Source organism: Micromonospora sp. Llam0, assembly GCF_003751085.1.
In the GTDB taxonomy this organism is placed as follows: domain Bacteria; phylum Actinomycetota; class Actinomycetes; order Mycobacteriales; family Micromonosporaceae; genus Micromonospora_E.
In genome coordinates, this window is the sequence record NZ_RJJY01000001.1 from 4315189 (window position 1) to 4326500 (window position 11312).

The 11312-nt window shown below is 71.5% G+C and carries 10 protein-coding genes; 3 read left to right on the plus strand and 7 right to left on the minus strand.

What is annotated here, in order from left to right; all coding sequences use genetic code 11:
• Positions 1-120 precede the first annotated feature (120 nt).
• Positions 121-1302: a CdaR family transcriptional regulator gene (locus EDC02_RS18880; RefSeq protein WP_158632227.1), complete on the minus strand. Its 1182-nt coding sequence runs from the start codon at positions 1300-1302 to the stop codon at positions 121-123.
• On the minus strand, positions 1299-2768 hold the full coding sequence (locus tag EDC02_RS18885) for an aldehyde dehydrogenase (protein ID WP_123603107.1): 1470 nt from the start codon (positions 2766-2768) through the stop codon (positions 1299-1301). Before EDC02_RS18885 ends, EDC02_RS18880 begins: the two co-directional genes overlap by 4 nt.
• Before the next feature lie 75 nt (positions 2769-2843).
• Between EDC02_RS18885 and EDC02_RS18890 the strand changes: the two genes are divergently transcribed.
• Together EDC02_RS18890 and EDC02_RS18895 are read left to right on the plus strand one after the other, a co-directional pair.
• The gene (locus tag EDC02_RS18890; protein ID WP_123603108.1) at positions 2844-3926 is read left to right on the plus strand and encodes an NAD(P)-dependent alcohol dehydrogenase; all 1083 of its coding nucleotides are present in this window, start codon (positions 2844-2846) and stop codon (positions 3924-3926) included.
• Positions 3927-4140: 214 nt separating this feature from the next.
• Positions 4141-6345, plus strand: coding sequence for a cytochrome P450 (locus tag EDC02_RS18895; protein WP_123603109.1), 2205 nt, complete (start codon positions 4141-4143; stop codon positions 6343-6345).
• A gap of 13 nt (positions 6346-6358) precedes the next feature.
• Here the strand turns inward: EDC02_RS18895 and EDC02_RS18900 are convergent, their stop codons facing one another.
• The 5 genes from EDC02_RS18900 to EDC02_RS18920 form a co-directional block, all read right to left on the minus strand.
• Positions 6359-7072 (minus strand): maleylpyruvate isomerase N-terminal domain-containing protein, encoded by a 714-nt coding sequence (locus EDC02_RS18900; protein WP_123603110.1) that lies wholly within the window; start codon positions 7070-7072, stop codon positions 6359-6361.
• A gap of 98 nt (positions 7073-7170) precedes the next feature.
• A complete protein-coding gene (locus EDC02_RS18905; RefSeq protein ID WP_123603111.1) occupies positions 7171-8241 on the minus strand; it encodes a TauD/TfdA family dioxygenase in 1071 nt (356 codons plus the stop codon).
• Positions 8242-8408: 167 nt separating this feature from the next.
• Positions 8409-8534: a hypothetical protein gene (locus tag EDC02_RS42390; protein ID WP_255500449.1), complete on the minus strand. Its 126-nt coding sequence runs from the start codon at positions 8532-8534 to the stop codon at positions 8409-8411.
• A 182-nt stretch (positions 8535-8716) separates the two neighbouring features.
• Positions 8717-9628: an endonuclease domain-containing protein gene (locus EDC02_RS18915; RefSeq protein ID WP_123603113.1), complete on the minus strand. Its 912-nt coding sequence runs from the start codon at positions 9626-9628 to the stop codon at positions 8717-8719.
• Positions 9629-9745: 117 nt separating this feature from the next.
• Positions 9746-10351 carry a TetR/AcrR family transcriptional regulator gene (locus EDC02_RS18920; protein ID WP_123603114.1) on the minus strand — a complete coding sequence of 202 codons (606 nt, stop codon included), beginning with the start codon at positions 10349-10351 and terminating at the stop codon, positions 9746-9748.
• A gap of 97 nt (positions 10352-10448) precedes the next feature.
• Here EDC02_RS18920 and EDC02_RS18925 point away from each other — a divergent pair, with 97 nt between their 5' ends.
• On the plus strand, positions 10449-11288 hold the full coding sequence (locus tag EDC02_RS18925) for an SDR family oxidoreductase (protein WP_123603115.1): 840 nt from the start codon (positions 10449-10451) through the stop codon (positions 11286-11288).
• The last annotated feature ends 24 nt before the right edge of the window (positions 11289-11312 follow it).

The following is an 11312-nucleotide window of genomic DNA, read 5'->3' on the forward strand; positions in this document are numbered from 1 at the left end:
CGACGTACTTTGCCTGCGCTCCGGCGGCCTGTCAACGCCTCGACCGAAACTGGCTCAGCTACGTAACGTGCCCGTGATCCAAGCCGGCGCAACCGGGCGGAAATCGCCATCGACCTGCGGTTATCCGCCGTCGGCGGCAACGATCAGCAGCTCCCGCGCGACCAGCGCGGTACGCAGCACGGCAGCGGTCGACGGATCCAACGGATCCACCCCCAGCAGCCGCTTGATCAGACCCACCCGGTAGCCGACGGAGTTACGGTGCAGATGCAGTTGTTCACTCACAGCTTGCCTGCTTCCCCCGGTCGCCAACCAGTGGTCCAGGGTGCGGAGCAGGTCGTCGCGCTGCGCGATCGGCCCCAGGTGCCGGTCCACGTACCAGCGCAGCCGGTCCGACGGAACGGCCAGCAGCAGTTGCGCCAGACCGGCCCGCTCGAACGGCAGCTCGGCCGGCTCCGCCGCCGGACTGTTACGCAGCAGCAGCCGCAGCAGCAGCCGGGCGTCCCGAAACGAGTCCGGGGTCGCGGCCGGGCCGGTCACCGACCGACCGCCGGCCACCCGGACCTGGCCGGCACCGACGATCTGTTCCAACCGGCCGCGCAGCCGGGCCACCTCCCGCTCGGCGTCGCCCTGCAGCAGGGTCCACCCCAGCCGACCGTCGGCCAGCACCGGCCGGTCCAGCCAGGTCAACGCGGACGCCCACCGGCGGCGCTGGGTGCCGGTGTAGCCGAGCGCCACCGCCGCGTGCGGCCGGTCCAGCCGCCACCGGTACGCCGCAGCGGCCCGCACCAGGTCCGCCTGACCGGCCGGTGACCGGTCACCGGTGCCGTCGCGCAGCGCCCGCAGCAGCCCGTCGGCACCCACCGGCGCCGACGGCTGCGGCGGCTCCCGGCGTACCGCCTCGATGAGCAACGCGGTGACCGCGGCCCGGGCGTAGTCGAGCTGGCCGGTCCCGACCGGCTCGGCCAGCAGCAGGACACCGAGCCGGCGGCTGCCCGAACCCACCGGCACCGACCGGCCGAGCCAGCCGTCGGCGCAGCGCACCCGGTCGCCGCGCAGCGCCCCCGGGTCGACGACGGTGCTGCCGCTGGTGCTGTCGCTGGTGGCCAGCAGCTCGCCGGTCTCGGCGACCAGCCGGCAGTCACGGCCGGTGGCCTCGGCCAGCCGGGCCAGCAGCACCGGCCAGCCGGCACCGCCGAACGCGAGGTCGGTCAGCCACTGGGCGAACTGGGCCGGCGTCGGGTCGGCGGCCACGGCCAGCCGGGGCCGGGCAGCCGGCACCGGACCGTCGGCCGCCCCGGTCACGTCGGCGATCGATCGAGCAGCCGGACCGCGACGGCCTTCTCCTGGGTGTACTCGCGCAGCGCCGCGTACCCGCCACCCCGGCTGAACCCGCTCTCCTTCTGCATGTTGAACGGGAACCCGATCACCCCGGCGTCGTGGAACTGGTTGACCGCCACCTGGCCGCTGCGGGCCTGGCCGGCCACCCGCAACGCCCGGGACACGTCCGAGGTCCAGACGCAGGTGAGCAGCCCGAAGTCGGTGCCATTCATGATCGACACCGCCTCCTCGGTGGTCCGGAACCCCTGCACGGCCAGGACCGGGCCGAAGATCTCCTCGCGGGCCAGCCGCATCGTCTCGTCGACCCCGTCGAACACGGTCGGGGCCACGTACCAGCCGTCGCCGAACTCGGCCGTGGCCGACTCCCCGCCGGTGACCAGCCGCGCCCCGGAGCCCGGCGCCTCGGCCAGGAAACCCCGGACCCGTTCGTACTGGGCCTGGCTGACCAGCGGGCCCATGTCCAGGTCCTGCTCCCACGACCCGACCCGGATCTCGGCCATCGCGGCGGCCACCCGCTCGACCACCTCGGCCCGGATCGACTCCTCGACCACCAGCCGGGACCCGGCGTAGCAGTTCTGGCCGGCGTTCTCGGTGATCGAGGCGACGATCGCCGGGACGGCGGTGTCCAGATCCGCGTCGGCGAAGACCACGTTCGGCGACTTGCCGCCGAGTTCGAGCTTCACCGGGACCAGGTGCTCAGCGGCGGCGCGCATCACCGCCCGGCCGGTGACGGTCGAGCCGACGAAGCTGATGTGGTCGACGTCCGGGTGGCCGGTCAGCGCCACACCGGCCTCCGGGCCGAGCCCGGTCACCACGTTGAGCACCCCGGGCGGCAGGCCGGCCCGGCGAGCCAGCTCGGCCAGGGCGAACGGGGCGAGCGGGGCGATCTCGGACGGCTTGAGCACCACCGTGTTGCCGGCGGCCAGCGCCGGGGCGACGTTCGCGGCGGTGAGCACGGCCGGCACGTTCCACGGGATCACCACCGCGCAGACGCCGTACGGCTCCGGGCGGGTGTAACCGAAGTAGTCAGGGGTACGGGTGGGCAGGGTGACCCCGGTCAGCTTGTCGGCCGCACCGGCGAAGTAGTCGACGATGCCCTGCGCGATGTAGATGTTGAGCCGCCCGCCGGAGCGAGGTTTGCCCACGTCACGAGCCTCATGGGCGGCGAGTTCCTCGACGTGGGCGGCGATCAGGTCGGCCCACCGGCGCAGCGCGGCGCCGCGTTCGCTCGGCGAGGTCGCGGCCCAGCCGGGGGCGGCCCGACGGGCGGCGGCGACCGCGCGGTCCACGTCGACGGCGCGGGCCCGGGCGACCGGCTGGATGCTCTGCCGGGTCGCCGGGTCGAGCACCGGAAGTTCGCCACCGTCGGCGGCCGCCTCCCAGGCACCGTCGATCAGCTGGCGGGCAGCGGGAATGTCCAGGTCAGCCATGGTGGAATCCTTGACCCTCCATGTTCCGCATGTCAAGATGCAGTCTCGCTTTGTGAGTACACCGGGAGGATTTGCGTGCGGGTCACGGCGGCGGTACTGGACAACGCGGGTGCACCGTTCACCCTGCAGGAGCTCGACCTGGCCGGACCCGGCCCGGACGAGGTGCTGGTACGCGTACACAGCGTCGGTATCTGCGGCACCGACCTGGAGTTCGCCAACTTCTTCCCCACCCCGGCGGTGCTCGGCCACGAGGGCGCCGGCGTGGTCGAACAGGTCGGCGAGCGGGTCACCGGCGTCTCGGCCGGCGACCACGTGGCGATGAGCTTCACCTCGTGCGGCAGCTGCCCGCTGTGTCTGACCGGCAGCCCGGCGTACTGCCGCAGCTTCGACGCGGTCAACTTCGCCGGCCGCCGCCCGGACGGCAGCAGCGCGCTGTCGCGCGACGGCGAACCGGTCAACGGACACTTTCTCGGCCAGTCGTCGTTCGCCAGCCACGTGGTCGCCCCGGCCCGCGCCGTGGTGCCGGTCAGCAAGGAGATCGACCTGCGGCTGGTCGGGCCGTTCGGCTGCGGCTTCGGCACCGGGGCCGGCGCGGTGCTCAACGTGCTCCGCCCGCCGGTCGGGTCGTCGATCGTCGTCTTCGGCGCCGGCTCGGTCGGTGTGGCGGCGATCCTGGCCGCCCGGATCGCCGGCTGCACCACGATCGCCGCGGTCGACGTCAACGCCGACAAGCTGGACACCGCCCGGCTGCTCGGCGCCACCCACGGCGTCGACTCCCGTGCCGGCGACGCCAAGGAGTTGCTCGCCGCGATCGCCCCGCACGGCTTCGACTTCGCCATCGACGCCACCGGGCGCGAGCAGGTGCTGCGGACCGCGGTCGAGACCCTCGGCCCGCTGGGCCGCTGCGGCGTTGTCGGCGTCGGCCCGAGCGAGCAGATGAGCTTCGACTGGCGCAGCATCCTCAACGGGCGCAGCGTCACCGGCATCATCGGCGGTGCCAGCCTGCCCCAGGTGTTCCTGCCCAAGCTGCTCGATCTGCACACCGCCGGCCGGTTCCCGGTCGACCGGCTGCTCAGCTACTACCCGTTCGAGCAGGTCAACGAGGCGGTGGCGGCGGTACGCGGCGGTACGGTGGGCAAGGCCGTCCTGACCTTCTGACCCCCTCTCCCCGACGATCTTGCAGTTATCGAGAGCTTATGTGCATTTTGTCCGTCGATAAGTGCAAGATCGTCGTGATCATGGGGCACGGCTAGAGCATCTCAAAGCGAAACGTTGTCTCGCAATGTGAACGGGATTACGCTCGGCTCCAGACACCCAGTGGCGCGGCTGGGCAACACCGCGCGGCAGCCAGCATCCGTGGAGCTAGTCCGCCATGACTGACTTCGATCACCACTCCGACGTCTGCAACGCCGACCCGGTCGGCTACTACCGCGCGTACCGGGAGAAGTGCCCGGTCGGACGGACCGACGCGCACGGCGGTTTCGTCTACACCACCCGGTACGCCGACGTGGTCCGCGTCGCCCGCGACGACGACACCTTCTCCTCGGCCCGCGACGTCGCCGGCGGCGACGGCACCGCCATCGTCATCCCGCGCGGCCCCGGCCTGGAGCAGTACCCGATCGAGCTCGACCCACCGGCCGCCACCGGCTACCGCGACCTGATCAACCCGCTGCTCACCCAGGACGCGGTCGCCAAGCTCGCCCCGATGATCGCCCGGCACACCACCCGGGTGATCGACGCCTTCGTCACCGAAGGGTCCGTCGACTTCGTCCGCGACCTGACCAACCCGCTGCCGGCCGCCGTCACCCTCGACTGGCTCGGCTTCCCCGAATCCGACTGGGCCAAGCTGGCCAAGCCGATCCACGACATCTTCGCCGCACTGCCCGGCAGCGACCGGGCCATCCGGGGCGCGCAGGGCCTGGCGTACCTGGACGAGCGGATCCGGGACCTGATCCGCGACCGGCGGGCCGAGCCCGCCGACGACGCGGTCAGCTACCTGGTCGCCCAACGCCGCCCAGACGGCGAACCCTTCAGCGTCGACGAACTCGTCTCGGTGATCGGCCTGCTGGTCGCCGGTGGTGTCGACACCACCACGTCGCTGACCGGCTCCACGCTGGTGCACCTGAGCCGCAACCCGGAGCAGCGGCAACGCCTGATCGACTCCCCCGACCTGCTCGACGGCGCCACCGAGGAGTTCCTGCGGGTCTTCGCGCCGTCGCAGTCGATGGCCCGCACCGCCCGCACCGACGCCAAGGTCGGCGGCTGCCCGGTCAGCGCCGGCGAACGCGTCCTCATCCCCTGGGTCGCCGCCAACCACGACCCGGCGGTCTTCCCCGAGCCCGAGCAGGTCCGCCTCGACCGCGACGCCACCCGCCACCTCAGCTTCGGTATCGGGAGCCACCGGTGCGCCGGTGCCCACCTGGCCCGGCTGATGTTCCGCGAAATGATCACCCAGGTGCTGACCCGGCTACCCGACTACCAGGTCGTCGAAGACGGCCTCGTCGGCTACCCCACCAAGGGGAACCAGACCGGCTGGGACGCCATCCCGGCCGTGTTCACCCCCGGCCGCCGCGCCGCCGACGCGGCGACCGGGGGTATCCCGGTGGCGATCCGCCCGGGTGGCGACCGGGACCTGGTCGTCGAGGCGGTCACCACCGTCGCCGAGCAGGTGCTGGAGGTACGGCTTACCGCCGCCGACGGTGCCCCGCTGCCGACCTGGGCACCCGGGGCCCATCTGGAGGTACGGCTGCCGTCCGGCCGGGTCCGGCAGTACTCGCTCTGTGGCGACCCGGACGAGTCCGGCCGCTACCGGATCGGCGTACTGCGGGAGACCGCCGGCCGGGGCGGATCCGTCGAACTGCACACCGTCGCCGCGACCGGCGCGACGCTGACCGTACGCGGCCCGCGTAACCACTTCCCGCTGGTCGACGCCGACGAGTACCTCTTCCTGGCCGGCGGCATCGGCATCACCCCGATCCTCGCCATGGTCCGCGAAGCCGTCCGGCGTGGCACGCCGTTCCGCGTCGTCTACGGGGGCCGCAGCCGCGCCTCGATGGCCTTCACCGACGAGTTGGTCGCCCTGGCCGGCGACCGGGCCACCCTGCTGCCACAGGACGAGGCCGGCCTGCCCGACCTGGCCACGCTGATCGGCGGCACCGGCGACGGCGCCGCCATCTACTGCTGCGGACCCGGCGCGATGATCAACGCGGTGGAGCGGACCTGCGGCGACGCCGGGCGCACCGGGCAACTGCACGTGGAACGCTTCGCCGCCGGCGACGACCTGGAAGTCGCGTTCGACCCGGCGGCCAACACCGAGTTCGACGTGCACCTGGCCCGCACCGGGGTCACCCTGCGGGTGCCGAAGGACAAGCGCATGATCGAGGTGCTGCGCGAGGCGGTGCCCGGGTTGACCTACGACTGCGAGAAGGGCTACTGCGGTTCCTGCGAGACCCGGGTGCTGGCCGGCACGCCGGAGCACCGCGACTCGCTGCTCACCGCCGACGAACGGGCCGCCGGCCGCAGCATGATGATCTGCGTCGGCCGGTGCAGCTCCGACCGTCTGGTGCTCGACCTCTAACCGTGGCCGGCGTTCACACGACGGAGAAGCCCGGCGGCAGCGAGCCTCGACCGGTCAGGGCCTGCAGCACCAGGGGTCCGTCACCGACCGCGACGGCGACCCGGGCCGCCTGCGCCGCTGTCTCGGCGAGAGCCGGTGCCGCGAACTCGACCGACACTCCGGTGGCCGCAGCGACATCCAGTCCGTGCACCACCAGCTCGAAGGTCCGGGTCGGCAGCCAGACGTCGACCCGGATACCGCCTACCCGGGTGTGCACCACGTCGTCGTCCGCCACCGCCGCCAGCGCCGCCGTCGCTTGGCGTACCCAGTCATCGACCACGGCGTCGGCGGTGTCGGCGGTGGGCGCGGCCGCGGCGTCGGCGGCGGGTCCGCGGGCGAACAACAACTGTCCGGTACGGCGGGCGTCCACTGACGACGCCGCCACCGCGGCCGCCAGCAGTTCGGCCGGCACACTACGCGGCAGCGCCCAGTAGTCCTCCGGCGAGTCGACCCCGATCGGCGGCACAGTGGCCGGCGCGGGTGCCTGCCCGGTCGCGGGCGCTCCGGTCTGCCCGGCCGTGGCCAGCACCTCGGGCACCTGACGCAGCGCCGAGCTGACGGTGTGGCCGACGAGATCCGCACAGGACCATTCACCGAGTCCTGGAGCGGCCCAGCGGTCGGCGGGCACCCGGTGGATCAGCTCGGCGAAGGTCGACGCGGCCGACTCGTACGTCTGGCGATAGTCCATGCCCGACAGTGTGCCGGTCGCCGGGTGCTGGAATGCGGGCGGCCCGCCACGCTGCGACATTGAAGCATGACGGGCCGTCCACGTACAGCCGGGTGAGGTCAGTTGCCCCACTCGAAGTTCGGCTCGGCGGCCTCGGCGATCTTGAACCGGCCACCCGGCACCACGGCCACCGCGCTGCGGTCGGTGACGACGTTCTTGCCGAAGCCGTCGACCAGCGGGCGGCCGACGTCGCGCTTGAGCCACAGCCGCAGCAGGTGGCGGCGACGCTCCGGCTCCGGGTAGTCGACGTAGCCGGTCCGCGAGTGCAGGGCGGCGTAGTTCAGCAGCCACTGCACGTCGCCGGGCTGGAAGTCCATGTCCAGCGCCAGGCCCGGCTCCTGGGCGATCTCGTCGTAGAGGTGCAGCAACTCGATCTGGGCCTCGGTGAGCCGGGGCACCTCCGGGTAGTCCTGCGCCGAAAAGATCATCGAACTGCCGGCGTAGGTGCTGAAGACGCCGTCGACGAAGCTGCAGATCGGTGACAGGTAGGTCTTCGCCGGGGCATCGTGGTCCTGCTTGTACCAGTCCCAGTGCCACGGCTCGAACAGCAGCGGGGCCAGGTCGGGCCGGCGGCGCAGGATCTCGTTGTAGATGGTTGTGCCGCTGACCAGACTGCTCGACCCGCCGTCCTTCGCGGCGCGCAGGCACATCAGCGCGACGACGTCGGAGCTGTCGGAGTGGAACGGCAGCCGGTCACGCACCCGCGACGGCAGCGCCGACGGGTCGTCGAGGGTCTTGTTGGAGGTGGCGATGACGTGGTCGAGCACGTCACCCATCTGGTTCTGCCCCATCGGTACGCCGAGGTGCAGCCCCATCAGGAAGAAGATCGCACCGGCGAGGGTGTCTCCGTACTCCTCGGTGCGCAGCCCGCGCACCAGGATGAAGCCGCGGCCCGAGTCCATCTGCTGGGCACATTCGGCGTTGAGGTCGGCGCAGACCGGCAACGGGTAGTCGGCGGCGGTGACCGTACGCAGGTCGGGGTCGTCAGCGACGAACTTGCGCCCGACGGTCTCCAACTCGGTCCGCTCGGCGTCACTGAGGTGGTAGATCCATTCGGTGGACTTGCTCAGCTCGTCGCCGCGCCAGGCGGACGGGCCGGAGATCGGGGCCAGGTCGATTGCGGTCGTCATGATGATGCGCTCCGAGGATCGTCGGTTCTGCTGGAAGAGTCGGCCGGTGTCCCGGGCGCGACGCGCGGTGGCGTGCGCGGACCGGTTCGGTCAGGACAGGGGTGCCGTGCCCGCCGTTGCCGCGGCATGTCAGGTGCCGGGGTGCGACGGTCGGGCGTACTCGACAATCAGAACGGGGTCTGCGGGTCCCCGGCAGCGGTCCCGGGGCGCATGCCCTCGCGCGGCGGGTGGACCCGCAGCGGCTCCTCGTAACCGCGCACCAGCAATCCAGCACCTTGCGGAACTCGGATCATGGCGTTCTCCTGCGGCTGGGTGGTCGTGTCCCCTAGCCTAGGCCAGCACCTACCCACCGTCAACAGAGACGCCATCTCGCAATACGATCAAACTCTACGCAGCTCCACCGAAGCACGACGGCGGCCTACTACTCGGTGACACGTCAGATACCTCAACGGGTCCACGTGAGGTATCTGACGTGTCACCGAGCAAGGCTCCGGCGGTCGCGGATAGCGGCTGCGACGTGGCCGATGGTCCGAGCCGGTTGCCGGTGCACATCGTCAGCAGTGAAGCGCAGGACCAGCCAGCCGAGATCACGCAGGGCGTTGAACCGGGCCACGTCCTGCTGATAGTGCGCCCGCTCCCGATGGTGGTCACCCTCGTACTCGATGCCGATCCGCCACTGCCGGTACGCCAGGTCGATACGGGCGACGAACCGGCCCAGCCGATCGGACACGTCGTGCTGGGCTACCGGGCGGGGCAGCCCGGCGTCGCAAAGCAGCAGACGTAGCCGGGTTTCCATGGGCGATTCGGTGAGCGGCTCGGCCAGCGACGCCACCTCCCGCAGCAACGGCACACCAGGCCAGCCGGCCCGGTCGGCGCACAACCGGGTAAGCAGCGGCAGCCTGACCACCCGCCGGTGCGCCAACGCGTCGACGGCGACCACCGCATCCAGCCGTGGCGGCCGCCGCCCCAGGTCGAAGGCGGTACGCAGACCCGTGGTGACCGGCAGTCCGGCGAACCGAGTCACCTCCTTCGGCCGTAGGGGCGACCGCCACACGGCCAGGCCGGCGTGCTCACGCAGCCGCAACGGTGGCGGTACCACCAGCGTCACCGGGACCGCCGGGACGGGCAGCAGGTTCACCCCCCACAGGTACGCCGCGCTCAACCCGCCGATCGCCGCCCCCGGCGGCAGCAGCAAGGCAGCAGCCTCGCACCAGGTACCGTGGTCCGCCCGGGCCGCAGCGGCGGCATGCAGGTAGACGTCGGGTAGCAGACGTCGCCACGCCGATCCGTGCAGCATCCGCTTGGTCAACAGACCGGCAGCGACCGCCCGGCTGCCCCGGAAGGGCCTGAACCGCAACTGCGACGGAACGTGAGCGGAGCCCGGCATCCGGTCGATGATGCCGCCCGACGCCGCGAGCCGCTGTCCTGCTCACGACAACCGCCTACGCCAGTTGGCCGAGTCGCGCCGCTCGAACCCGGCAGCCAGCAGGCTGCTGGACAGCAGTCAGTGGCGGACGGCGGCCACCGCCTCGTCGTAGAGGGCTTCGAGGTCGAGCCGACCGTCGCTGCGTACCCATGCCGCAGTCGCCACCTCCATGCAGGAGATCGCGGCGGCGACCACCGCGCCGGCCCGCAGTTGACTGATCGGCTCCGGTGCGGTGGGCGCGGTCCGGGCCATGACGCCGGGCGTCAGAACGTCGATCCACTGCTGCTGCTTCTCGATGTGCCGGGCGCGCAGGGCCGACGACTGTTTGAGCATGCGGTTGATCCGCAGGAACTCCTGCAACGAGTACGGCATGGTGTCGAGGAGCGTCTTCAGCGCCGCCCGGATCGCCGTCCACGCGTCCTCGTCGTCGGGTCGGGCCGCCAGCGCGGCCCGGACGATCTCGCCCTGCTCGGCGTGGTCACCGAGGACGATGTCCTCCTTGGTGCCAAAGTAGTGGAACAGCGAGCGCCGCGAGATGCCGACCTGGCGGGCAATTTGATCCATTGTGGTGGCTTCGAAACCCTGCTCCAGGAACAGCCGCATCGCCGCCGAGGCGATGTCCGCGCGGACCGCTCGACGGGTGCGGTCCCGCAGTCCTTCCCGATGAACCGGCTCGTCAACCATATGGCACAGCGTACCTTCTCTGCACTCGAAACGGGCGTTGCACCGAGTGCAAGTTAGGGATAGGGTGCAAGCAGCGACGAGACTTCGAGGAGATGCCATGCCACCCGTCAACTACCGTGACCAGACCACCCTGATTACCGGCGCGAGCTCCGGCATCGGTGCCGAGTTCGCCCGCCAGTTCGCCGCCCGCGGCTCCGACCTAGTGCTCGTCGCCCGCCGCGAGGAGCGCCTACGCCAGTTGGCAACCGAACTGACCACCGCGCACCGGGTTCGGGTCGAGGTGATCCCGGCCGATCTGAGCCTGCCCCGCGCCGGCGAGCACCTCGCGGAGCAGACGAACCGTCGAGGAATCGCGGTGACCAGCGTGGTCAACAATGCTGCCTTCGGCACCGCCGGCCCGTTCCACCGGGAGGACCCGGACCGGCTGCGGGACGAGATCGCGGTCGACGTCACGGCCGTGGTCGACATCAGCCGGGCCTTCATCGGCCAACTACGCGCCGCCGACACCGGCGTACTGATCAACGTCGCCAGCCTCGCCGCGTACCAACCCAGCCCGAACCTTGCGGTGTACGCGGCGACGAAAGCGTTCGTGCTGCACTTCACCGAAGCCCTCTGGCACGAGAGCCTGGGCACCGGCCTGCGGGTGCTGGCGCTGTCCCCCGGCATCACCCAGACGGAATTCTTCGACGTGCTCGGCACCGACGAAGTCAGCGGGCCGCTCCCGCGGCAGTCGGCATCCGATGTGGTCGCGACGGCACTGCGTGCCCTCGACCGGCGCAGCTCCCCGCCGAGCATGGTCTCGGGCCGGCTGAACTGGTTCGCCGCCAACGGCGCCCGGCTACTCAGCCGCCGGCAGGCCGTACAGACGATGGGTCGGGTCAACGCACACATGAACGCAGCCGCGACCAGCACCAGCGCCAGCAGCACGGCGGCGTGACGGCAGGCCACCGCGATCAGCTGC

Coding starts and splice junctions, on each gene's coding strand:
- EDC02_RS18885 (WP_123603107.1), bottom strand. CDS start 2,768: ATGGCTGACCTGGACATTCCCGCTGCCCGCCAGCTGATCGACGGTGCC.
- EDC02_RS18895 (WP_123603109.1), top strand. CDS start 4,141: ATGACTGACTTCGATCACCACTCCGACGTCTGCAACGCCGACCCGGTC.
- EDC02_RS18900 (WP_123603110.1), bottom strand. CDS start 7,072: ATGGACTATCGCCAGACGTACGAGTCGGCCGCGTCGACCTTCGCCGAG.
- EDC02_RS18905 (WP_123603111.1), bottom strand. CDS start 8,241: ATGACGACCGCAATCGACCTGGCCCCGATCTCCGGCCCGTCCGCCTGG.
- EDC02_RS42390 (WP_255500449.1), bottom strand. CDS start 8,534: ATGATCCGAGTTCCGCAAGGTGCTGGATTGCTGGTGCGCGGTTACGAG.
- EDC02_RS18915 (WP_123603113.1), bottom strand. CDS start 9,628: ATGCCGGGCTCCGCTCACGTTCCGTCGCAGTTGCGGTTCAGGCCCTTC.
- EDC02_RS18920 (WP_123603114.1), bottom strand. CDS start 10,351: ATGGTTGACGAGCCGGTTCATCGGGAAGGACTGCGGGACCGCACCCGT.
- EDC02_RS18925 (WP_123603115.1), top strand. CDS start 10,449: ATGCCACCCGTCAACTACCGTGACCAGACCACCCTGATTACCGGCGCG.